This is a genomic window from Xanthomonas hydrangeae (assembly GCF_032697525.1).
GTDB classification, from domain to species: domain Bacteria; phylum Pseudomonadota; class Gammaproteobacteria; order Xanthomonadales; family Xanthomonadaceae; genus Xanthomonas; species Xanthomonas hydrangeae.
This window is the reverse complement of record NZ_CP103836.1, coordinates 1983603-2008163: the sequence shown is the minus strand read 5'-3', so window position 1 is coordinate 2008163 and position 24561 is coordinate 1983603. Positions and strand designations below refer to the sequence as shown.

General features: G+C 66.4%; 12 protein-coding genes and 1 other RNA gene. 3 read left to right on the top strand and 10 right to left on the bottom strand.

From position 1 onward, the window contains the following. Window positions 1-20 precede the first annotated feature (20 nt). The 4 genes from NYR97_RS08325 to NYR97_RS08310 form a co-directional block, all read right to left on the bottom strand. Window positions 21-1127 carry an acyltransferase family protein gene (locus NYR97_RS08325; protein WP_316697498.1) on the bottom strand — a complete coding sequence of 369 codons (1107 nt, stop codon included), beginning with the start codon at window positions 1125-1127 and terminating at the stop codon, window positions 21-23. Between the two features lie 692 nt (window positions 1128-1819). Beyond that, window positions 1820-3301 (bottom strand): FAD-dependent oxidoreductase, encoded by a 1482-nt coding sequence (locus NYR97_RS08320; RefSeq protein WP_006452227.1) that lies wholly within the window; start codon window positions 3299-3301, stop codon window positions 1820-1822. A 124-nt stretch (window positions 3302-3425) separates the two neighbouring features. Beyond that, on the bottom strand, window positions 3426-7898 hold the full coding sequence (gene gltB, locus NYR97_RS08315) for a glutamate synthase large subunit (RefSeq protein WP_316697496.1): 4473 nt from the start codon (window positions 7896-7898) through the stop codon (window positions 3426-3428). A 202-nt stretch (window positions 7899-8100) separates the two neighbouring features. Next, on the bottom strand, window positions 8101-8481 hold the full coding sequence (locus tag NYR97_RS08310; RefSeq protein ID WP_205393118.1) for an I78 family peptidase inhibitor: 381 nt from the start codon (window positions 8479-8481) through the stop codon (window positions 8101-8103). 59 nt (window positions 8482-8540) lie between these two features. Here NYR97_RS08310 and NYR97_RS08305 point away from each other — a divergent pair, with 59 nt between their 5' ends. Beyond that, complete coding sequence (locus NYR97_RS08305) at window positions 8541-9851, top strand: DNA topoisomerase IB (protein ID WP_316698104.1); 1311 nt, start codon at window positions 8541-8543, stop codon at window positions 9849-9851. A gap of 2 nt (window positions 9852-9853) precedes the next feature. Here NYR97_RS08305 and NYR97_RS08300 read toward each other — a convergent pair whose 3' ends face one another. From NYR97_RS08300 to NYR97_RS08290, 3 genes are all read right to left on the bottom strand, one after another. Beyond that, window positions 9854-10432, bottom strand: coding sequence for a class I SAM-dependent methyltransferase (locus NYR97_RS08300; RefSeq protein WP_316697495.1), 579 nt, complete (start codon window positions 10430-10432; stop codon window positions 9854-9856). A gap of 809 nt (window positions 10433-11241) precedes the next feature. Continuing rightward, window positions 11242-11317: non-coding RNA, sX9 sRNA (locus NYR97_RS08295), on the bottom strand. A gap of 169 nt (window positions 11318-11486) precedes the next feature. Further along, window positions 11487-11831, bottom strand: a complete 345-nt coding sequence (locus NYR97_RS08290) for a hypothetical protein (protein WP_023901967.1) — start codon at window positions 11829-11831, stop codon at window positions 11487-11489. A 285-nt stretch (window positions 11832-12116) separates the two neighbouring features. On the opposite strand from NYR97_RS08290, the gene NYR97_RS08285 reads away from it, so the two are divergent. Then, window positions 12117-13007: a pirin family protein gene (locus tag NYR97_RS08285; RefSeq protein ID WP_316697494.1), complete on the top strand. Its 891-nt coding sequence runs from the start codon at window positions 12117-12119 to the stop codon at window positions 13005-13007. A 261-nt stretch (window positions 13008-13268) separates the two neighbouring features. Then, window positions 13269-13883, top strand: a complete 615-nt coding sequence (locus tag NYR97_RS08280) for an FMN-dependent NADH-azoreductase (RefSeq protein WP_316697493.1) — start codon at window positions 13269-13271, stop codon at window positions 13881-13883. Window positions 13884-14135: 252 nt separating this feature from the next. Here NYR97_RS08280 and NYR97_RS08275 read toward each other — a convergent pair whose 3' ends face one another. The 3 genes from NYR97_RS08275 to NYR97_RS08265 all read right to left on the bottom strand — a co-directional run bounded on the left by NYR97_RS08275 (window position 14136) and on the right by NYR97_RS08265 (window position 24469). After that, complete coding sequence (locus NYR97_RS08275) at window positions 14136-15083, bottom strand: LysR family transcriptional regulator (protein ID WP_316697492.1); 948 nt, start codon at window positions 15081-15083, stop codon at window positions 14136-14138. Between the two features lie 495 nt (window positions 15084-15578). Further along, entirely contained in the window at window positions 15579-15800 is a 222-nt protein-coding gene (locus tag NYR97_RS08270) for a hypothetical protein (RefSeq protein ID WP_205393124.1), read from the bottom strand. Next, on the bottom strand, window positions 15797-24469 hold the full coding sequence (locus tag NYR97_RS08265) for a glycoside hydrolase family 94 protein (RefSeq protein ID WP_425613048.1): 8673 nt from the start codon (window positions 24467-24469) through the stop codon (window positions 15797-15799). Before NYR97_RS08265 ends, NYR97_RS08270 begins: the two co-directional genes overlap by 4 nt. Window positions 24470-24561 lie beyond the last annotated feature (92 nt).

Below are 24561 nucleotides of genomic sequence, written 5' to 3'. Positions count from 1 at the left end.
CCGCGATGCGATCAACCAGGTCAGGCGCCCTGCGCAGCGGCAACCCTGTCGTCCTGCGCCGGATAGGGCGACACCAGCGGCGTCGCGGGGCGTGTGGTGCGCACCAGCATGGGTGCGGAGAACAGCAGGTTCAGCGCGGGCAGGCGGCCCGGCGTACGCAGCAGGCACAGCAGGGTGGGCGCCAGCACGCCGGTGCCCAACAAGGCGAAGAACAGCAGCGACCCATCGTGGATCCAGCGCGGCAGCAGATAGGCCAGCACGATGAACGGCGGGAAGTGGGTCAGATAGAACACCACCGAGTTGCGGCCCACATAGCGGATCGCCTGCGCGGCCGGTTGCTGGTTTGCCCAGATTGCTGCAGCGATCACCAGCGGCAGCGCGATCACCACCAGCGGCAGGTAGCCGATCCAGATACCGTGCAACGCGGTGAGATTGGCGATCAGCACGATGGCGCACAGGCTCAGGCACGACAGTGGCCAGATCCAGCGCGGTGCCTGCTGCAGCAGTGCCGGCACGCGACCGGCCAGCAGCGTGCCGATGTAGAAGAACGCGAAGTAATAAAACGGGTCGGCCCCCTGGCGCAGCAATGGGCCCAGGCACACCGAGCCCAGCAGGGTCGCTGCCAGCACCAACGGGGCCGGCAGCCGACGCAGCAGTGGGATCACTGCGAGAAACACGAACAGGTAGAACAGAAACCAGGTCAGTGCCACGTTGCCCACTGCGATCCTGCCCAGGTCCAGCCAGGCGATGGGTTCGGCCTTGGCCAGCACCGAGCCTGCCTCGCGCAAGCCGAAGATCAGCAGCGACCAGATCAGATAGGGATACAACACGTGCCGCAGCTTGCCGCTGAAGTAGGTCGCGATCCCCTTGTCCAGCCCACGCGCCACGAACAAGCCCGAGAGCAGGAACATCAGCTGCATGCGCAATGGGGCCAGCGAGCGGTTGATACGTTCGATCGACAGCATCAGCGTGCTGCTTTCTCCGGCTGCGCCGCTGCGTAGCTCGGGATAGGCGTCGAAAGCGAAGCCATAGGCGTGCAGGACGATCACCATCAGTACGCTGGCACCGCGCAGCCAGTCCACCCAATCATCGCGTTTATGGTTGCCGGTAATGGTTTGGTACGTCATGAGGTTGCTCCTTCGGTGGGGCCCACGGCTTTGCCGCCGCGGTGTGCGACGACACGAATCAGGTCTGGATTCCACGGCGGTGTTGTCCACGCGTGGGAGGAGGCGGATACCGTCGTTGCCGAGGACATCCGGGTAAGCGCAGAGCGTTCCGCGTGTCAGTGAGGGTGGCTGGGCTGCATGATGCGGGGACGGCTTATGTGTGACTTAGATCACACTTGTTTGACGCGTGCAATCGTCGAGGCTGCAGATAGATGCAGGCCTGCGTATGCGCTGATGGCAAGGTCATGCGTGGGTGCGGGCGCCTTGCACGGTCGATGGCCGCTTGAGTCTGCAGTTGCCGAGATGCGGTGGAGCGCGTGCTCAGCGGTAGGCGGCGTTGCGGTGTTGCGTTGTGGTCTACGCGCGCTGCCAGCGTCAGCCTGATCGGCAGCAGGACAAATCACCGCACGCAGCAGCAAACGCTGCACGATCGCTGTGAGCGAAGTGCCGATCGCGAAAGACAGGGGGATTGGTCGTCGAGCGTTCCGGGTCGGACGAGGCGCGACCTTGCCGGATGCGATGCCCGTTGCGTGTCGCCGTGGATGCATTGCATCGCGGTGCGTCACGCGGGCGTAGCCGCTCACGCAGCGTGCGGGTTGCCCGCACGCGAGTCTGCACCAGCGTTGGGCGCATCGCCCACCGCTGGCAATCACTCAGGCCGCAGCCGGTTCCTTGACCTGCGCCTTGACGCCGAGCAGCTGCACGATGCTGCCGGCCGCATCGCGGCCTTCGGCCACCGCGGTCACCACCAAGTCGGCGCCGCGCACGCAGTCGCCACCGGCGAACAGCCGCGGGTTGCTGGTCTGATAGGGCAGGCGGCCGTTGTCGTCGGCCGGTGCGACGATACGGCCGTTGCTGCCGGCTTCCACGCCCTGCGATGCCAGCCAGTCCGGTACGGTCGGCGAGAAGCCGAAGGCGATGATCACCACGTCCGCTTCCAGCAGCGATTCGCTGCCTTCCACCGGTACCGCATTGCGACGGCCGCTGGCATCGGGCTCGCCGAGCCTGGTCTCCACCACGGTGACGCCAATGGCTTCGTCGTCGGCGCCGGATTCGATCGACAGCGGCTGACGGTTGAACAGGAAGCGCACGCCTTCCTCGCGCGCGTTGGCCACTTCGCGTGCCGAGCCCGGCATGCTGGCCTCGTCGCGGCGGTACGCGCAGGTGACCTTGGCCGCACCCAGGCGGATGGCGCTGCGCACGCAGTCCATGCCGGTGTCGCCGCCGCCCAGCACCACCACGCGCTTGCCGTTGAGATCGGGCAGCGCCATCTGGTCTTCCCAGCCGGCGATCGGCCGGCCGTGCGGATCGTTGCCGCTGACGATGCGGCTGTTCTGCACCAGGAACGGCAGCGCCGGCAGCACGTTCTTCAGGTCCTGCCCGGGCAGGCCGCCATCGGTGTAGCGATAGGCGCCGGTGCCGAGGAAGACCGCGTCGAATTCGCCCAGCAACTGCTCGATGCTGACGTCGCGGCCCACTTCCACGCCAAGGCGGAACTGCACGCCCATGCCTTCGAGGATTTCGCGGCGTTTGCCGATCACCGACTTGTCCAGCTTGAAGCTGGGAATGCCGAACTGCAGCAGCCCGCCGATCTGCTCGTAGCGGTCGTAGACCACCGCTTCGATGCCGGCGCGCACCAGCCGGTCCGCACACGACAGGCCGGCCGGGCCGGCGCCGATCACCGCCACCCGCCAGCCGGTCGGCTGCACGTTGCCCAGGTCAGGGCGCCAGCCCATCTTGAAGGCGGTATCGACGATGTATTTTTCCACCGCACCGATGGTGACCGCGCCGAATTCCTCCAGCGTGCAGCTGCCTTCGCACAGGCGGTCCTGCGGACACACCCGCCCGCACACTTCCGGCAGCGGGTTGGTGGAATGGCACAGCGCGGCGGCTTCTTCAATGCGGTTTTCCTGCACCAGCTGCAGCCACTGCGGAATGGCGTTGTGCACCGGGCATTTCCAGCTGCAATACGGATTGCCGCAGTCCAGACAGCGACCGGACTGGTACTGCGCGTCGGCCTTGTCGAACTTGCCGTACAGCTCGCCCCAGTCGCCGGACGTACGCAGCTCCACCGGAATGCGCGTGGGCATGGTCCGGGGCAGGTCGAGGAATTGGAAGGCTTGCTTGCGGCTCATAAAAGAAATCCGTTGCTGATTCCCTTCTCCCACCGGGAGAAGGTGCCCCGAAGGGGCGGATGAGGGTACGGAGCGTCAGCGCCGCATCCCCAAACCCTCTCCCGTTACAGGGAGAGGGAAGCACTCAGGCGGCGCGCCGCAGCGACTCAGTGAGCGACTCGATGCTGGCGGCCTTGGGTTTGACCAGCCAGAACTTGCCGATGTAGTCGCGGAACTCGTCCAGGATCTGCTGCGCCCAGATGCTGCCGGTCAGCTCGCGGTGGCGGCTGATAAGGGTGTGCAGATGCTGGCGATGGTTCTCGAAGCCCTCGGCGGAGACGCGGTGGATGTCGATCAGCTCGTGGTTGTAGCGGTCCACGAAGTCGCGTTCGATATCCAGCACGTAGGCCAGGCCGCCAGTGAAGCCGGCGCCGAAGTTCAGGCCCACCTTGCCCAGCACCAGCACCACGCCGTCGGTCATGTATTCGCAGCAGTGGTCGCCTGCGCCTTCCACCACCGCCAGTGCGCCGGAATTGCGCACCGCAAAGCGCTCGCCGGCGCGGCCGGCCGCGAACAGCTCGCCGCCGGTGGCGCCGTACAGGCAGGTGTTGCCCACGATCGGCGTGCTACGCGCCTCGAAGCGCGCACCACGCGGCGGGCGCACCACCAGCCGGCCGCCGGCCATGCCCTTGCCGACGTAGTCGTTGGCTTCGCCTTCCAGCTCCAGCTGCAGGCCACCGGCGTTGAATGCGCCGAAGCTCTGCCCGGCGGTGCCGCGGAAGCGCAGGTTCAACGGCGCATCGCTCATGCCGTGGTTGCCGTGCGCGCGCGCGATGGCGCCGGACAGGCGCGCGCCGATCGAGCGGTCGGTGTTGTGGATCAGGAAGCGATGGTCGCCGCCGGTCTTGTTGGCGATCGCGTTGGCCAGCAGGCCATCCATCTGCGTGGCCAGGCTGTCGGGCGATTCGTACAGACGCTGGGCCGCGCAATGGCTGCCGTCGTACTGCGCATGCGTGAGCAGGCGCGACAGATCGACCTTGACCCCGGCACGTGGCGAGACCTCCAGCTGTTCGAGCAGGTCGGTGCGGCCGACGATCTCGTCCAGCGAGCGCACGCCCAGGTAGGACAGCCACTGGCGCACTTCCTCGGCCAGCAGGCGGAAGAAATGCTCCACGCGCTCCGGCAAGCCGGTGAAGTAGTTCGCACGCAGGCGCTCGTCCTGGGTGGCCACGCCGGTGGCGCAGTTGTTGAGGTGGCAGATGCGCAGGTACTTGCAGCCCAGCACGATCATCGGCGCGGTGCCAAAGCCGAAGCTGTCGGCGCCCAGCAGCGCGGCCTTGACCACGTCCAGGCCGGTCTTCAGGCCGCCATCGGTCTGCAGGATGGTGCGCTCGCGCAGGTCGTTGGCCACCAGCGCCTGGTGCGATTCGGCCACGCCCAGTTCCCACGGCACGCCGGCGTAGCGGATCGAGCTGATCGGGCTGGCGCCGGTGCCGCCGTCGTGGCCGGACACGGTGATCAGGTCGGCGCCGGCCTTGACCACGCCGGCGGCAATGGTGCCGACGCCGGCATGCGCGACCAGCTTCACCGACACCAGCGCAGTCGGGTTGACCTGCTTGAGGTCGTAGATCAGCTGGGCCAGATCCTCGATGGAATAGATATCGTGATGTGGCGGCGGCGAGATCAGGCCGATGCCGGGCTTGGCGTAACGCAGCCGCGCAATCAGTTCGTTGACCTTGTGGCCGGGCAGCTGGCCGCCTTCGCCGGGCTTGGCGCCCTGCGCGACCTTGATCTGCAACACCTCGGCATTGACCAGGTATTCCGGCGTGACGCCGAAGCGGCCGGAGGCCACCTGCTTGATCTTGGAGCGCTTCTCGGTGCCGTAGCGGGCCGGGTCTTCGCCGCCTTCGCCGGAGTTGCTGCGCCCGCCCAGGCGGTTCATCGCAATGGCCAGTGCTTCGTGCGCCTCGGGCGACAACGCGCCCAGGCTGATCGCAGCGGTGTCGAAGCGACGCAGCACATCGGCCGCGGGGGCGACCTCGTCCAGCGGAGTCGGCGTGTCGGCGCGCTTGAGCTGGACCAGGTCGCGCAGCGTGGAGGCCGGGCGCGAATGCACCGCATCCACATATTTCTGCCAGTCGCCGGCATCGCCGGTGCGGGTGGCGCGCTGCAGCGTCATGACCACGTCGGGGTTGTACATGTGGTACTCGCCGCCGTGCACGTACTTGAGCAGGCCGCCCACTTCCGGCTTGAGCTGGTCGTTCCAGGCGCGTGCGGTGAGCTCGCGCGCCTCGGTGTCCAGCCGCGCCAGATTGACGCCGCCGATGCGTGCCGGCGTCTGCGCAAAGCACAGCTCCACCACGTCCGGGTCCAGCCCCACGATCTCGAACAACTGCGCGCCGCGATAACTGGCGATCGTGCAGATGCCCATCTTGGAGATGATCTTGGACAGGCCCTTGTAGATGCCCTTGCGATAGCGGCGGCCGATCTGCGACTGCTCGCCGCCCTTGCTCAGCTGCAGGATGCCGCGCCGGCCCAGGTCGAACAGCGTCTGGTAGGCCAGATACGGGTACACCGCAGTGGCGCCGAAGCCGAGCAGGCAGGCCATGTGGTGCGGGTCGCGCGCGGTGCCGGTTTCGATGATGAGGTTGGCGTCGCAGCGCAGCCCCACCTTGCACAGGTGGTGATGCACCGCGCCGGTGGCCAGCAGCGCATGCGCCATCGGCCGGTCCGGGACCGGGTAGCGATCGGACAGCAGCAGCATCACCGCACCGGCGCGCGCGGCGGCCTCGGCTTCCTGGCAGATGCGTTCCAGGCCGGCCTTGAGGCCTTCTTCCACGCTGTAGGACAGGTCGATCAGGCGATTGCGCTCGACGTACTGCTCCATCTTCAGCAGCTGGCGCAGCTTGCGCTGGCTGAGTACCGGCGAGTTGAGGATGACGTGGTTCACCGTCTCCGCGCCGGCATGGAAGATGTTGGTCTCCTTGCCGAGCTGGGTGGTGAGCGACATCGCGATGCCTTCGCGCAGCGGGTCGATCGGCGGGTTGGTGACCTGCGCGAAGGCCTGGCGGAAGTAGTCGTACAGCGGCCGGGTCTGGCGGCTGAGCACCGCCATCGGGGTGTCGTCGCCCATCGAGCCGGTGGCTTCCTGCTCGGTCTCGGCCAGCGGGCGCAGGATCTGCTCCACTTCCTCGGTGCTGAGCTGGAACAGCTTGTGGTAGCTGCGCAGGGTCTGCTCGTTGAAGGGTTCTTCCACCAGCGAGGGGTCGATCAGCTCGGTCTGCAGATAGGTCACGCCCTGCTGCAGCCATTGCTTGTACGGCGCGCGCGCACGGTTGATGCGGTCGATGGCATCCGAATCGAGCAGGTCGCCGCGCTTGAGATCGATGGCCATCATCTCGCCCGGGCCAAGCTTGCCCTTGCGGGTGATGCGCTCGGCGGGCAGTTCCCACACACCGGCCTCGGAGGCCACCAGGAAATGGCGGTCGGAGGTCAGCATCCAGCGCGCCGGGCGCAGCCCGTTGCGATCGAGCATGCAGGCCGCATAGCGGCCATCGCAGGCGACGATGCCGGCCGGGCCGTCCCACGGTTCGGTGTTCAAACCGTAGAACTCGTAGAACGCGGCCAGATCGGCGTCCTTGAACTCCAGCGATTGGGTCGCCGGCGGCACCAGGATGCGCAGCGCCTGCAGCAGGTCCATGCCACCGGCGACCAGCAGCTCGAGCATGTTGTCCAGGCTCTGCGAATCGGAGCCATGCATGGAGATCACCGGGTCGAACTCGGCGATGTCGAAGCGCGGGGTCTGCCACACCTTGCTGCGCGCCTGCGCCCAGCGGCGGTTGCCTTCGATGGTGTTGATTTCGCCGTTATGCGCGAGCAGTCGGAACGGGTGCGCCAGCGGCCAGCGCGGCAGCGTGTTGGTGGAAAAGCGCTGGTGGAAGACAATCGCACTGGACGACAGATCGCTGCGCTGCAGGTCCGGATAGAACGTGCTCAGCTTGTCCGGCAGCACCATGCCCTTGTAGCTGATGCCATTGGGCGACAAGGTGGTGACGTAGAAGTTGTCTACCTCGCGCAGCGCCTGCTCGGCGCGCCGGCGCGCCAGGAACAGCGCCAGGGTGAAGCCGTCTTCGCTCTGTTCTGCGCCGGCATCGACGAATAGCTGCTCGATACGCGGCAAGGTGTCGCGCGCCAGCTGCCCGCACACGCTGTCGTCGGTGGGCACCACGCGCCAACCGCGAAAGTGCACGCCGGCGGTATGCAACTGGGTTTCCAGTTCGGCACGACATCGCGCGGCATCGCTCTCGTCCAGCGGCAGGAACACCACACCGGCCGCGTAACGCGTGCCCAGGGTGATACCGGCATCGCGCGCCAGCCCACGCAAGAACGCATCGGGTTTGCGGATCAGCAAGCCGCAGCCATCGCCGGTGAGTCCGTCGGCCGCCACGCCGCCGCGGTGAGTCATGCGCGAGAGCGCCGCAATCGCGGTGTCCACCAGCGAGCGGGAAGGTTGGTCGTCCAACTGGGCGACCATGCCAAAACCACAGGCGTCGCGTTCGTCGCGCGCGCTGTTGTAGAGACCGTAGTCGTTGAGCCCTTGGCGAGTGCGGGGGGCCATGTCTGCCTCTTTGCGATCTGGGAGAGCGGCGACGACGTTGCAGCGCTCGATCCGTGGAGCGTTTCGAAGAGGTCACCGGATGATCGACTAGACCACAGTTGATGCGGTGCCGCAATACACCGTTACAGCTGCAACGAGGGCTGCCGCAAGGCCCTGTGCCAGCTGGCTTGGCGCCCGTTCGCCAACAGGCGCCAGACGGTGCTCAGCCGCAGCGCACCGAGGCGATCAGGTTCTTGGCATCCACTTCCAGATTGAGCCGTTCGCCGTTGAACTCCATGGTGACCATCTGCCCGGGTTTGAGCACGCGCACCGACTTGGCGCCGGCATCGCTGCGGGCCTGTTCGCTCACTGCATCGGTCAAGGCCTGACCGACCAGCGACTGCACCTGGGTGGCATCGCAGCTGCCGATCGGCGGGGCCTCGGGAGCGGCGGCCGGTGCGGGGGCTGCGGCTTGTTCGGCCGCTTGCTGCGCCTTGGCGGTGACGGCTTCCTGCTCGTCCGGTTGCGGCGAGCCGCAGGCACTCAAGGCCGCCAGCACGACCAAGGTACAGGCCAGGCGGGCAGTAGGCAGGACAGCGCGCATCGATGACTCCAGCACAGTGGGGGGAGGCCCAAGCATAAGCAGAAAATCTGCCGACGGGCATCGCTTGCCCACATGGCGTTGTCGCAGCGTTGACGCTGCCTAGTCCTGCCCGGCTCAACAATCGGCGCCTGTCCTTCGATCCGTGCGCAATGAAAGCCAAACGTGTTCTTCGCAATGCCGCAGCCACCGCCAGCGCTGCCGGCAAGCTGGCCAGCGTGGCCGCCAGTGCCGCCAGTGCGGTGGCTGCCACCGCTGCGGCGGCGAGCGTGGCAGCGGTTGCACAGGCCAAGGCCACCGCGCGTGCGGCCGGGCTCACCTATGTCAACGATCAACAGCCCGGCATCAGCCGCCGCAGGGCCGGCAAGAGCTTCAGTTATCGCAGTGCCGACGGGCAGCGCGTAGCCGATGCCGATACCTTGCAGCGCATCCGCGCACTGGCCATTCCGCCGGCGTATACCGAGGTGTGGATCTGCGCCAAGCCCAACGGCCATCTGCAGGCCACCGGCCGCGATGCGCGCAGGCGCAAGCAATACCGCTATCACGCCGAGTGGGCGCAGGTGCGCGGCGAAGGCAAGTTCGAACGGGTGATCGCCTTCGGCCAGGCCTTGCCCAAATTACGCCGCCGGCTGCGCCGCGATCTGGTATTGCCGGGATTTCCGCGCGAGAAGGTGCTGGCGATCGTGGTGGCGTTGCTGGCCGACACCCTGGTACGCGTGGGCAATGCCGAATATGCGCGCAGCAATCGTTCCTATGGCCTGACCACCTTGCGCAACCGGCATATGGAATTTCTGCGCGGCGGACGTGCGCGGCTTAAGTTCCGCGGCAAGAGCGGCCAGGATCACGAGATCGAAGTGGACGACAAGCAGCTGGTCAAGCTGATCCGGCAATGCCAGCAATTGCCGGGGCAATCGTTGTTTCAGTACCGCGACGACGATGGCCAGCTGCAGCCAGTGGATTCGGGTGAGGTCAACGACTATCTGCGCGAGGCGATGGGCGAGGATTTCACCGCCAAGGATTTCCGCACCTGGGGCGGTACGCTGGCCGCACTGCAACGTCTGGCACGCCTGCCGCTGCCCGAGCGCATGAGCGAACGCGCGCTGACCCAGGTACAGAACGATGTCATCCGCGAGGTGGCCGATGCGCTGGGCAACACGCCCTCTGTGTGTCGCAAGGCCTACATCGACCCGTGCGTGTTCGAAGGCTGGCGCGCCGGCGAACTGCAGGCCATGGCCACCGGCGTGCGCGGCGAGCGCCAATGGGAGGCGGCCACGCTGCGCTTTCTGACCGACTCGCGCAGCAAGCAACGCAAGCCGAGCAGCAAACCTCGCAAGGCGGTCGGGCCGCGCCTGCGTCGTGCAAAATCTGCGTGAGGCTACGCTGTGCATGCGCGACGTTGGATGCGATAGGTGGTCGCAGGCGGAACGTTTCGGTACGTGCGCCCGATCCTGACGGCCTCCAGATCAAGTGCGTCGAGAATCTGTGCCGGAACCGAGCACCTGACTCCGGAGGTAAACAGATACAGCCGCCCGCTAGGCTTCAGCTGCAGGAAGGCGCCGCGCAGAATCGCAGCCACCTTGTGTGCCGGCATGTTCAACAAGCCAAGGCCGCAGACCACGGCATCGACGTACGCGCCATTGATGCGAGGCAGCGACTCAAGATCGCAGACATCCATCTGCAGCAAGCTTGCGCGCGGGAAGCGCTGCGTGAGCAACGCAGAAAAGGTGGCGTTGTACTCGAGCAAAACGAGGTTCTTTTCCTGCACGCCTTTGTCGATCATCGCCTGGGTAAACACACCGGTCCCAGGACCGAGTTCGAGAACCCGACCGGTACGCGCCGACAGCTCGGAGGTGATGATGGAGGCGAGGGCGCGTCCGGAGGGAAGTATCGCTGCAACGGAGCAGGGTGCGGTGATCCATTCGCGAAAAAACGACGTCATATACGAACGTGCCATCTATCCTCACAACGTTGAAAGAGTTCGGCCAAGCTGCATCTGCGCGCACCACTGCAGGATGCGCGATGTTGCAAAAACAAGGCTAAAGCAAGAGTCTGTCCGGAACCTGTTTTGGCTGCAGATCGGTGGCGATAGTTCAGGTTTTTATCAGCATTGGTGCACTGGCGATTCGAATGCTTCGCTGCAATGCGCTGTCATCAGATAAAAAACGATGCGTGATCGTCGGTGCAGGTGATGACCGCATATAACGCGCGGCGGTTGCATAAATGCCTGCATCGCACAGATGATCGACAGACAGTGGCGCCAGCCTGCGTGGCAGCCGACGCATCAGGCCATGTTTGCAATCGGTGCGCAGTGCGGCAGGTGTTGATCGGGCGAATGCGTGTCGAATGATCCTGACCAGCGATTGCCAAGACACGCGCCCAACACGGCTGTCACCGCATGCGCAGACGAGCTGCGTGCAGCGGGGTTGTCTGGCGTGCGCATCGTAAGCTTTGAGGGGCCGGACATCATGGTGTCCGAATGACCGCCAGACCGCGCCATGGGGTAAGCAACGTGGAAATCCGCGAGACATTGCGCACCGCCAGCAGCGGCGATACCGAACCGCAACCTGTCTAGCGCTCTGTGGACAACCGGTAATGATTATTCGTGTGCACGTGCGCGATGGTCTGGTGCCATTATCGAGCGTTGCGGTGTGGGCGCTGGAAAGCGGCCCGAGCGAAATAAGCCGCCACCATCGACAGCGATGTCACGGTGAGCGCAGATCTCGGCGGGATGGGTTGAGCAAGACGCTGGCGCTGACTAAGAGCGGCTAGCAAAACGTAGCGGGCAGTCGTCAGGTGTGCGTGGACGGCTCGGAGGAGCCGCAATGTAAAAGTGGTACATGCCGATTCCGAGCATCGGCCACGCGCGCCTATCCGGTGCGCAGTAGTTTTGTTAGCCGCTCTAAGTGTTCTAGCACTGGACGCTGCACATGCAGGCAACCCTACATGTGCCCGTTCCGGTCGCTGTCATATGCACGGCAATGCGGATGTGCCTAAGACAACGGCAACGCTCAGCCGCAATAAATCGCGGTGATGTTGTTGTTCGGGCCGGTCTCGACGGTGAGGTGATCGCCACCGCTGTCGCTGGCACCCTGGGCCGGATCGGCCAGGCCGCTGGCGGTGGTGCCGCCGGTGGCGCGCTCGCCGCGACGCACGCTGACCTGCAGGCTGTCGCTGTCCACGCGCGCTCGTTCGATGGTCTGCGCCGCTGCGGCCAGGCCCACCGCGCCACGCACCTTGTCGATATGGCACTGGCCGGAGATGACCCCGTCGATGGGCTGCACCTGCACGAGCTGGTTGGAGGCACAGGCCGAGAGCAGCAACACGGCAGCGAGCGGGGCGAGGGTGCGGATCATCGAGGATCTCCAGCGGAAGAATGCCGCAAGCGTGAAGAACGCGTTGTTGGCGTGGCATGAAGACTGCCGGCCGCACGCATCGCGGTGCTAGGCCTGGCATGCCCTGCTGCGGTCCGGGACGCAGGGCTGAGGCGTTCTCGTTCGACGCGGCTGGTCCAGCAGCGTGTGATTACTTCTAAATCTGGACGACTCCACTACAAATCTTCCGGCTAGTCGACCAATGGGCGCGTCTCTACGCTTTGCATCACCGGGGCAGCTTGCTCCACCACCGCAAAGGGATCCGTCATGAACGCACAACTGGCCACCGTCTACGCCGACCAGCAGCCGCAGCGCGAGCCCGGCGTGCAGGCCATTACCCCGCCGCGTCCGGTGGTGTTCCGCACCCGCGGCACCACCCGCGGTCCGATCACCCGGTTGATGAGCCCGGGCGACCTGGGCCAGCTGGTCAAGCCGTTCGTGTTCCTGGACCTGTTCACCGTCAAGCCGTCGATCGGCGGCGCACCGATGGGCATGCATCCGCATTCGGGCATCGCCACGCTGACCTATCTGATGGAAGGCGAAGTCGGCTACGAAGACAGCACCGGCAAGCAGGGCACCCTGCCCACCGGCGGTGTGGAATGGATGCGCTCCGGCAATGGCGTATGGCACGACGGTGTGCCGGTGGGCCAGTCCTCGGCCAAGGGCTTTCAGCTGTGGGTTGCGCTGCCGGCCGCCGAAGAAAACGCCCCGGCGCAGAGCCTGTATCTGTCGCCCGACGATGTGCCGGTGGCCGGCCCGGTGCGGGTGCTGCTGGGCCGCTACGGTGCGCTGGAAAGCAGGATCCCGGCACCGGCCGACATGACCTACCTGAGCGTGCAGCTGCAAGATGGCGAGCGCTGGCGCTATGTGCCGCCGGCCGGCCACGCCGTGGCCTGGATCGCGGTGCATGGCGGCCAGCTGGAAGCGGCCGAGACCATCGGCAGTGGCCAGATGGCGGTGTTCAAGGATGCCGAGCAGGCCATCGAGGTGGTGTCGGTGGGTGCGAGCTCCTTCGTGCTGGGCTCGGCGGTCAAGCATCCGCATGAGTTGGTGATGGGCCACTACTCGGTGCACACCAGCAAGGCCGCACTGGCGCAAGGCGAGGCGGAAATACGCCGCATCGGCGAGCAGTTGCGCGCTCAGGGCCGTCTGGCCTGAGTCTGCGGCGGGCGCTACACACGCCCGCCCAGTGTTTTCGCTTTCGTCTGCGCCTTGTCTGCCTGTCTGCGCGATGTCGCACCGAGAAGCACTACATCACCGGCAAGCGCAACGCACACGCGCAGACCGGTAGCAGGGCAACCGGCAGCGCACACCCATCAGTCTGTATTTCACCCGCCGACACGCACACGTGTGCGTGCTCGGTCGCATCTCCAACGGCGTGGCAGTGCCACGCAATCCCACACAATCAGAGGCTTCATCATGAAACTGCTCCATCTCGATTCCAGCATCCTCGGTGGTTACTCGGCCAGCCGTCAGCTGTCGGCGGCCACGGTCGCCAAGTTGCAGTCCGGCCACAGCGATGTCGCAGTGACTTACCGCGATCTGGCCGCCGAGCCGCTGGCGCATCTGTCCGGCGCGCATCTGGCGGCCCAGCAGAATCCCACCGGCGACCAGAGCCCGGAACTGGCGGCCGAACTGGCCACCAGTGCAACGGTGCTGCAGGAATTTCTGGACGCCGACACCGTGGTGATCGGTGTGGCGCTGTACAACTTCACCATCCCGACCCAGCTCAAGGCCTGGATCGATCGCGTGCTGGTGGCCGGCAAGACCTTCCGCTACAACGCGCAAGGCGTGCCCGAGGGGCTGGCCGGCAACAAGCGGGTGATTCTGCTGGTGGCGCGTGGCGGCTTCTATGGCGCCGGCTCGCCGATGGCAGCGTTCGAACATGCAGAGACCTACATGCGTACCGCGCTGGGCTTTGTCGGCGTGCACGCCCCCGAGGTGATCGTGGCCGAAGGCCTGGCCACTGGCGCAGACGCTCGCCAGGCGGGGATCACCAGCGCCCAGCAGCAGATCGATGGGCTTGCTGCCTGAGTGATGTAGCGCGTGATGCCTTTCCGGGGGCATCGCCTGCGCTGGCGATCATGTCATCCGTTTGCCCGGTGCCGATCGTTCAAACGTGCCGACCCTGCATCGAGCGGACAGCGTGCCGCTCGATGCAACGCGTTGTCCGCGCGGCAGGGCGTCAGCCGCTTTCAACCAAGGTCGGCGTGACGTGGTACGCGCTAGGTGCGCAGACCGGATCGAATCAAGGCGTTGAAACCGTCGCACTCCGCAGCGCCAAGATCACCGCACGCCCGGCAGGGCGGCGCTGTTCGCCAAGCCACCCAACTTTTTACATTCAGCCGCATTCAATCGCGTCGTCACGGCCTGGATAAACGCCGACACCGCACGCGGCAGATGGTGCCGGCTCGGATACAGCGCGTACAGGCTCTGGCCCTTGCGTTGAAAATCCGGCAACACCACGGTCAGGCGACCTTCGTGGATATCGGGCCACGTGAGCCCCTGCGGCAACAACGCAATCCCGAGCCCGGCCACCGCCGCAAGCCGCAGTGCACGCGCGGTGGTGGCGGCCATGCGGGCCTGCACCTGGACGTCTTCGGCAAGCCCGGACGGGCCGACCAATGTCCAGGTGGCATGGCCGCTGGGATGCGGGAAACTGAGGCAGTCGTGCTGCGGCAATTCGTCCAGCCGCAGTGGCCTGCCGCGTGCCTGCAGGTAGTCGGGGCTGGCCACCAGCACATCGTTGGTGTCGGCCAGGATCTGGCGGCCGACATAGCCCAGGTCCGTCAACACACCGCCACGGAAAGCCACATCGATGCGCTCGGCGATCAGGTCGGCCTTGGCATCGCTGAGCACGAATTCCAGGCGTACGCGCGGATGCGCGGCGAGAAATTCGCCGACCCATTCGACGCGGAAAAAATCCAGGAAATCCGCAGGCGCGGCCACGCGCACCAAACCGGCTGCTTCGTCGCCACCAGCCACCAGGCTCTGCCCGGCCGAGGTCAGCCCGTCTACCGCATCGGCGCAACGTTCAAAGAACGCTTGCCCGGCGTCGGTGAGGGTGAGCTTGCGGGTGGAGCGCTGCATCAGGCGCGTGTCCAGTTGCGCTTCCAGCTGCTGCACGCGCCGGCTCACGCTGTTGGGTGCAGTGCCCAGCCTGCGCGCGGCTTCGGCAAAGCTGCCGCTGCGCACGACCTGCACGTACAACGCGATGTCATTGAGATCGATCACCGGCGGCCTTGGCGCGTGTAAACGCGGAGTCTAAGCGTGGCGACTGCGCGTCGTCGATCATGGCGGTGGCGCGTGCTGTCTGTGGCAGCTCAGGTGCACCAGCAGTAAAGCGCGTGATGCGTTGCTGCGCGCGCTCGGTCGACTGAGCTTTTGACGCTGCGTCTGACGAAGCCAAGTTGCAAAATCTTGCCTGCTCAGAAGTGGTGAAGTGGTGGAGTCGGTCAGTCGTAGAGCATTGGTGCTGCGGCTTGGCTGCAGGGCCCTTGCCCGCCCACCATCGCGGGACACGCCGCAAGTACGTCCATGTAGGCTCTTACGCGGCATCCATGCCGCGTAAGGTCCCGCGACGGTGGGCGGGCAAGGACCAGTGGAGATAGTCGGTGTGCATGTTTTCAAGCAGCCGACCAACTTTCTGGTGCGGTGTCCTCGCCCTCGACTAGCTCAGCTTTTGACTGTATCCAGACGCCTCTACGACTCAAATCGGTGTCCGCGCGCTTATTGCGTGCGCGTCAGCCCGTGACGGTGCAGCAGCTGCCGCAGGCGACGCTGCACGCGCTGCAGATCGGCTTCGGCCGCCTCATCGAGAATGTCTTTGGCCAAGGCATCGAATTGCGGCCAGAACTGGCTGGGGTCGCGTACCCGCTGCGGCCACACCGACAACATCTTGCCCAGGTCGGAGAGCTGGTGATTGGTGTGGGTGCGTGTGCGCATGCTCATGTCGCGTCTCCCGGCCAGTCCAGGGCGACAGCGTGGACCGCACCGTCGTCAATCAGAGTGAAAGCAAGCTCGGCTTGCACCACTCCGTCGATCTCCAGCCGGGCTTGGACACCGGGGCGCTGGGTGATGTCGATGACGTAGGTGCTGGAGCCGAAGCGATAGCGCAGCTGGTACTCCGGCCAGCTGGCCGGGATGCACGGCACGATGTGCATGCGCTCGCCGTGGCGTTGCAGGCCGAGCAGCGATTCGGTCAGCAGTCGGTACATCCAGCCGGCCGCGCCGGTGTACCAGCTCCAGCCGCCGCGGCCGGCGTGTGGCGCCACCGCATAGACATCGGCCGCCAGCACATAGGGTTCGGCCTTGTAGCGCTGTACGCCCGCCGCGTCGCGGGCATGCTGGATCGGGTTGATCATGCCGGCCAGTTGCCAGGCCCGCGCGCTGTCGCCCAGATGCGCGAAGGCCATCGTCGCCCACACTGCGGCATGCGTGTACTGGCCGCCGTTCTCGCGCACGCCGGGCACATAACCACGGATATAGCCGGGGTCGTGTTCGGTGTGATCGAACGGCGGCACCAGCAGCTTGACGATGCCGGTCTCGGCATCCACCAGTTGCTGGCGCATCGCCTCCATCGCCTGTGCACTGCGCGCCGGGTCCATCGCGCCGGACAATACTGCCCAGCTTTGCGATAGCGAATCGATGCGGCATTCGTCCGAGTCGCTCGAGCCCAGCGGTGTGCCGTCGTCGAACCAGGCACGCCGGTACCAGCGTCCATCCCAGGCATGCTGTTCCAGCGCGGTGCGCAAGGCGTGTGCATGCGCACGGCAGGTCGCTGCGAATGCGCCATCGTCGCGTTGCACCGCCACGTCTGCGAACCGCAGCAGTGTGTCGTAGAGGAAAAAGCCCAGCCACACGCTCTCGCCCTTGCCGTCCTTGCCGACCCGGTTCATGCCGTCGTTCCAGTCGCCGCTGCCGATCAGCGGCAGGCCGCGTTCGCCCAGGCGTGCCATGCCGCGTTGCAGGGCGAGCACGCCGTGCGCGTACAGCGACTGCACGTTGCCGGTGATGTGCGGCAGGTCGTAATACGATTCTTCCTCGGGCTTGAGTGCGCGCCCGTCGATAAAGCTGACGCGCTCGTCGAGCACGCTGGCGTCGTTGGTGACCTCAAGATAGCGGCACAGCGCCTGCGGCAACCACAGAAAATCGTCCGAGCACTGCGTGCGCACACCGCGGTCTTGCGGCGGGTGCCACCAATGCTGCACATCGCCCTGCACGAACTGATGCGCGGCGCAGCGCAGCAGGTGGGCGCGGGTAAGCGCCGGCTGCGCGTGCACCATCGCCATGCTGTCCTGCAGCTGGTCGCGGAAGCCGTACGCGCCACCGGACTGGTAATAACCGCTGCGTGCCAGGAACCGGCAGGCGATGGTCTGGTAGAGCAGCCAGCCATTGGCCAGCAGATCCACCGCCGGGTCGGGCGTGGTCACCTGCACGGTGCCCAGAATCTGCTGCCAGTGCGCGCGCACTGCCAGCAAGGCGGTGTGCGCGGCGGCCACGCCACGGCTCTGGCGTGCCAGTGTCAGTGCGCTCTCGCGGTCAACGGCTGCGCCCAGGCGGAACACCGTTTCGAAGCTCTGTTCGGCTGCCAGCGTCACAGGGATCTGGATCGCCGCGCACGGGTCCAGGCCGGCACCCACGCGCCCGGACAAACGCTGCCGCGTGAGCGCGGCAGGTGCGGCCAGGCTGCCATTGCGCCCGAGGAACTCATTGCGGTCGGCAGTGATGCTGCGGCTGGGCGCATCGGCATCGAAGAACGCCACGCGCCCGTCGAACTCGGTGTTGTACGGATTGCGCGCGGTGAGCACGCTGCTGCCCAGGTCGACTTCGCTGACCACATGCAGTTGCGAGCGCGTGCGGATGTCGCCCAGTACCCATTCCACGTAGCCGGTGACGCTGAGCCGGCGTGGGCGGCCGGAAAGATTCTTTAACCGCAGATGGCTGAACTTGATCGGCCGCTCCACATCCACGAACACCCACAGCTCGGTGCCGATGCCGTGTTCGATATGGCTGTAGACGCTGTAGCCGAAGCCGTGGCGCACCGTGTAGCGGCCGCTGCCGCGGCATGGCAGCGCCATCGGCGACCACACCTGCCCGGTGTCTTCGTCGCGCAGGTAGAACGCCTCGCTGGAGGCATCGCCGACCGGGTCGTTATGCCAGGGCGTGAGTCGGAATTCGTGCGCGTTTTCGGCCCAGCTGTAGCCGGGGCTGCTGTCGCTGACCACGCTGCCGAACTGCGCATTGGCCATCACGTTGCACCACGGCGCCGGCGTGGCGACGCCTTCGTCCAGGGTGATGCGGTATTCGCGGCCGTCGGCGGCGAAGGCGCCCAGGCCGTTGTCGAACAGCATCGGCTCTTCGGCGGCGGCCTGCAGGGTCTTGTCCAGGTACGCGGCATGCGTGCTGGCCAATTCATCGGCGCTGTCCGGTTGCCGGATCGGCTCCAGCAACGGCGGGTGCGCACGCGCGCTGGGGTGGCGCTGCAGTTGCGCATCCAGCGTGCCGTTGGCATCGCTCAGGATCGCCCGTGCCACGGTCTGCAGCAGCACGCGGTCTTCCTGCGAGATGTGTTCGATGGCGCGCACGAAGATACCGCCGGGGCGGTCGAGCACATTGGCCTCGGGGTCGGCGGCGATCAGGCCCAGGATGGCGTCCTGCAATTGCTGGCGATAGCCGGCCTGGCTTTCGTTCCAGATCACCAGATCCGCACGCAGGCCTTTCAGGCGCCAGTACGCGTGCGCCTGTACCAGCTGGCGCACCAGGTCCAGATTGTCCGGGTCGGTGATGCGCAACAGCACGATCGGCAGGTCGCCGGAGATGGCATGACTCCACAGTGCCGACTGGCCACGATGGTTGTGCAGCAGCACCTCGTTGTCGGCGCGCAGTTGCGGGTCGACGAACAGCACGCGTGCGGCCAGCCGCTCGTAGCGCATGGCGTCTTCCAGCGAGGCGTTGATCTGCCGGCGCGTGACCTGGCTCTGGGTCAGCGCCAGATCGAACACACGGTCGGCCAGACGGCGGTCGCGGTACTTGTCGATCAAGGCGGTGCAGGCCTCGCGTTGGGTGCCGACGCCGTAGACCATGTCCACCTGCGCCTGTTGATCGGGCGCCAGCGAGATGCGGCAGCGGATCGCCACGATCGGGTCCAGCACCGAGCCGGCCGCGCCGGACAGGCTGGCGTGCGCGTGCAAGGCCACCGGATCGCGGGTGCTGCGTCCGCGCCCGACGAAGGCGGCGCGGTCGGTCTCGTAGGAGATCGACGCCACATCGGCATCGTGCACGGCCACCAGATGCAGCATCCACGGCTGCGCTTCGTCATGCCCACGCGGGCGGCGTGTGCACAGCAATGCCTGTTTGTCGGCCAGGATTTCGGTCTGCACGAACAGATTGCTGAACGCCGGATGCGCTTCGTCGGCCTGCGCCGGTGCCAGCACCACTTCGGCGTAGGTGGTGATTTCGATCACCCGCGTCTGCCGCGAGCGGTTGCGGATGCGCAACCGGCGCAGCTCCACATCGTCCTCGGCGGAGATGGCGATTTCCAGATGGCTGTCGTAGCGCTGATGGCTGCCCTTGAACTCGGCCTTGGCGTCGGAAAAGATCGCTTCGTAACGCTCCACCGGCACGCAGGTCGGCTGATGCGCGGCCGACCACACCGCGCCGCTGTCCACATCGCGCAGATAGCAGAACGTGCCCCAGTGGTCGCGGGTGCCGTCTTCGCGCCAACGCGTCACCGCCATGTCGCGCGCGCGGCTGTAGCCGCCACCGGCCGAGGTCAGCATGCCGTGGTAACGCCCGTTGGAGAGCAGTTGCAACGCCGGCTGCGGCAGATTGGGGTCGCGATGGATGCGCAACGCCATACCCGCCTCGGTGGCCACCGGGCGTTCGGCTACTTCGACCAGGCCTTTGACGTAGACGCCGGCACGCGGTGCGCGCTCCTGCAACAGCAACAAGGTGGCCTGGAATTGCGGGTCGGCGACAAAGCGTTTTTGCATCGGCGCATCGCGCAACACGTGGTCCAGCGCCAGCAGCGCCATGCCCTGGTGATGCGACATGAACGAGCGCACCAGCGCGTGGTGTTCGCCACGCGGCACGCGCGAGGGCGTGTAGTCGATCGCTTCGTACAAGCCGAAACGCCCGTCGAATCCCAGCGTCTGTAGCTGCTGCAGATTGCGGCAGGCCGCATCCGGTTCGACCATCAGCGCCATCGCGCTGGCATACGGGGCGATCACCAGATCCTGGCCCAGGCCGCGCTTGAGCCCCAGGCCGGGCACACCGAAGGCGCGGTACTGATAATTGCGCCGCGTATCGACCGTGTTGTAGCCCGATTCGGACACGCCCCACGGCACCGCGCGCGCCGCGCCATAGCGGATCTGCGCCTGCACCGCGCCGCGCATCGAGCGGCTCAGCAGCGTCTGCGGGTAGCTCGGCATCACCAGATCCGGCATCAGGTACTCGAACATCGAGCCGCTCCACGACAGCAGCGTCGGCTCGGCGCCGGTATCGGTGAGCGTGCGCCCGAGGGCGAACCAGCTCTCCTGCGGCAGCTTGCCCTGGGCGATCGCCACGAAGATGCCCAAGCGTGCTTCGGAAGCGAGCAGATCGTAACGGCCGCTATCCAGACGATGGTCGTCGACGTTGTAGCCGATCGAGAGCAACTGCTGGGCGGGGCTGTAGAGGAAGTCGTAGTCCATCTGCGCCAGTTGCCCGGCGATATGCGCAAGCCGTTGCAGCTCCAGCACGCGCTTGGCGGCCCAGGTCTGCACGCTCGGTGCGTGGCTGCCGTTGGCGAGCTGCTGCAGCGTGGCGACTGCATCGCCGGGATGTTCTGCCGGGTGCGGATCGGTGCTGGCAAGCGCCGGTGCGCAGTGGCCCAACTCGGCCAATGCCGCCTCGCAACTGCTCACCAGGCGTTGCGGCCACGGTTCCTCGTCCTCGCCACCGGCCGGCATCGAGGCCAGGATGGTGTGGCTCTGCGCCAGCAGCAGGCGCAGCGCTTCATCGGCCTGGTGCAGGGGTGGCGTGGGTTGGTTGCGGATCGCCTGCACGCTGTGCGTCATCGCGCTCAATGCGGCGGTGGCTGCGTCGCTGCGCGGCTGCGCCTGCAGGGTGAGCACGCTCAGGGTGTCGGCCAGCCCATCGAACACCGCCATCGAGACGGCCGGCGCATCCACCAGCGCCAGCAGCCCTTGCCGCAGCGTCAACAGATGCCCGACCAGGTTGCCGCTGTCGACGGTGGAGACGTAACGCGGCACCAGCGGCACCAGCGTCTCGGTGTCGTACCAGTTGTAGAAATGGCCGCGATAACGCGGCAGCGCTTCCAGCGTGGTCAGCGTATTGGCCACGCGGCGCATCACGCCGGCCACCGTCAGGTAGCCCAGATCGTAGGCCGCCAGATTGGCCAGCAGGCCAAGCCCGATATTGGTCGGCGAGGTGCGGTTGGCCACCACCGTGACCGGGTATTCCTGCACGTTGTCCGGCGGCAGCCAGTGGTGTTGCGCAGTGCAATGGCTTTCGAAAAACGCCCAGGTGCGCCGCGACAATCCGCCGAGGAAATCGCGTTGTTCCTGCGACAGCTGCGCCACCGGCGCGGCGGGCTGCTCGCCCAGCCAGGCCATCAACCACGGCGCGCCCATCCATGCCAGCCCCAGCGGCAGCGCCGTCCACAACGCCAACGGCGCCCACCATGCCACTGCGGCGATTACCAGCGCCGCACTGCAGGCGGCGCCGGCCATCAGCTGTTGTTCGGCGTTGCCGCTGCGCGCGCTGCGCTCCACTTCGCTGGACGGCGCCCACTGCAGCAGGTGGCGCTGGGTGATCGACATCCGCACCAGCGTCCGCGCGATGGCCGCCAGCTGCAGCCCCGCCTCGAACGGCAGGCAGGCCAGCACCACGCCGGTGCGCAGCAGGTGCTGACGCAGCCCCGTCCCGACCTGGCGCGCGTGATGACGCAAACCCAAACCCTCGGGCGGATGCGCCAGCGCATACACCGCCGAACACAGACCCGGCAGTAGCCACAACACCAGCATCCATAGCGTCCAGCGTAAGGGAGTGGGCGAGCACAGCCAGCCGATCAGCAGTAATGCAAACGCCGCCGGGGCCACCAGGCTGCGGCGCAGGTTGTCCAGCAGCTTGCCGCGCGACAACCACGACAACGGATTGCGTGCGCGCCGGCCACCGCGGTCGGGCACCCACGGCAGCAGCCATGGCAACAACTGCCAGTCGCCACGCACCCAGCGCGCGCGGCGCTTGGCATCGGTGGCGTAACGCTGCGGATGGCGCTCGTACAGGCGCACGTCGCTGAGCAACCCGGCGCGCACATAGCAGCCTTCCAGCAGGTCATGGCTGAGCACGCGGTTGTCGGGGAAGCGGCCGGCCAGCACCTGCTCGAAGGTGGCCACCGCATAGATGCCCTTGCCGATGAACGAGCCTTCGCCGAACAGATCCTGGTACACGTCCGAGACCACGCGGGTGTAAGGGTCGATGCCCGGCTCGATGCCGAACATGCGCGCAAAGCGCGATTCGCCGCCCTCGCTCATGCCGGTGCCCAGGCCCGGCTGCAGGATGCCGTAACCGGCCTCGACGATCTGCCCGGCCGCATCCATGCGCGGCACATTCAACGGATGCGACATCGCCCCGACCAGTGCGCGTGCCGCATCGCGCGGCAGGTGGGTGTCGCTATCGAGCGTGATCACATAGCGCACCTGCACCAGCGCGGCCACATCGCCTTGTACTTGCAGGAATTCGTGGGCTGCCTGCAGCGGCGCATTGCCCGCGCACAACAGACGGTTGAGCGCTTCCAGCTTGCCGCGCTTGCGTTCTGCGCCCATCCAGCAGCCTTCGCCCGCGTTCCACTGGCGCGCGCGATGCAGCAGGAAGAAGCGATCGCCGTGCGCATCGGCATAGGCCGCGTTGAGCCGGTCGATGTGCTGCGCCGCATGCGCCACCAATGCCATGTCGCCAGGCAACAGCGCTTGCGCGGCATCGAGAAAATCGGTGAGCAGTGCGAAGTACAGCTGCTCGTCGCGGTTGGCCAGGTAATGCACCTCCAACGCGTCGACCAGCTCGTCGATGGCCTCGGGGCTGGCCAGCATGCTCGGCATCACCACCAGCGTGCGGCAATCGGGTGGAATGCCCAGGCTCAGGTCCATGCGCGGCAACGGATGCGGGCGCACCCACAGCGTTGCCACCCAGTTGACCAGGGCGATGCCCAACTCGCTGGCGGCCAGCAGCGCGATGCCGGCGGTGATCCACCACAGCGCCGGTGGCAATGCGCTTACGCCCTGCAGCAATACAGCGCTCCACAGCACGGCGATCACGGCGATCGGCAGCAGGTACACCGGTAGCGCAACGCGTCGCGCCCGCGGGCGCGGTGGTTTCGGTGGTTTCGGTGTGCCGGGTGCGGCTGGGTCGCGCAGCGCGCTACGCAGCAGCGGCAATCCCGTATCCACCAGGTAATAGCCCACGTGGCTGGCCACCGGTGCATCGGAGCCCGGCTGCGCGGCCAGGCGCAGGACGCACTCGGCCACCGTAGGCTCGTCGCGGTCCAGGCGCTGCGCCAGATGCTCCACCACATGCCGGTAGCTATCGCGGGTGTGGAAATCCATGCGTGCGTAGACGTCGGCCGGATCCTTGCGCAGGATCTGCTCGACCACGCTCATGGCCTCGACGAAGTCGCGCCAATCCATCTGGTCCAGAAACCGCAGGCTGCCGATGCTGTTGCTGATCGCCACCTGTTCGGCGGCCTGGCGTTGGCTCTCGGCATGCACCAGGCCTTCCACACTGTGGCCCTCGCTTGCCAGCCATTGCTCCACCCAGGCGCTGGCCATCGACAACACCGGCCCGCGGCCCTGGATGCCGCGCGTCAACTCGGCCACGAACGCGCCGGTGGCCGGTGGTTGCGAGCGCGCCATATCGGCCACCACCACCACCACGTCCTTGGGTTGCGCCGCCGCCGTGGCGTTGAGCAACGCGGCCCAGTGTGCGGCCAGGCGGGTGTCGCGGCCATCGCGCATGATGTCTTCGGCAATGCGGCGCAGGTTGTCGATCAGCGCCAGCCGCAACATGATCGGAATCGCCCACAGCTCGCCGAGTTTGAGTGGCGCCACCTGTTGATAGGCTGCAATGAAACGGCTCAGCGTGATCGTATCCACGCGCCCGTCGCCATGCGCCACCACCTCCAGGCCCAGCTCGTAGACGCGCGGCAGGCCAACCGAGGTGGGCGTGCGCAGACGCGGCAATTGCCGGCTGTAACCTGGCGGAAGATGCTGACGCGCCAGGCGCATCTGTTCTTCGACCAGATAATAGTTGTCCAGCAACCACTCGCCGGCCGGATGCAGGCGCAAGCCATCGGCCGACATTTCGGTCAATCGCGCTGCGGCCGTGCCGAGTGCGCGTTCGTTGAACTTGAGTTGCGACAACAGCAGTTCGCGGGTTGGCCCGGTGTAGAGCACATGCGCCTGCGCCAGGCTGTGCCCCAGCGCCTCCATCTGCTCGTCGCCAAACAAGGCGGCGCCTTCAGGCACTGCATCCCGCACCGACGGATGCTGCAGGGTTGCTGCTGGTTGGGTAATCGACTGCCACCAGAGAGAAAACGCAGAAGCCTTCCGCTGTGGCGGCATGGAGACATAACCTATGCAGCATAAGAGCCGCTAGAGGCGACGATCATGCGCGCTTGCCCTGTGCGGCATGTGAAGGCAGCAATGCGGACGCG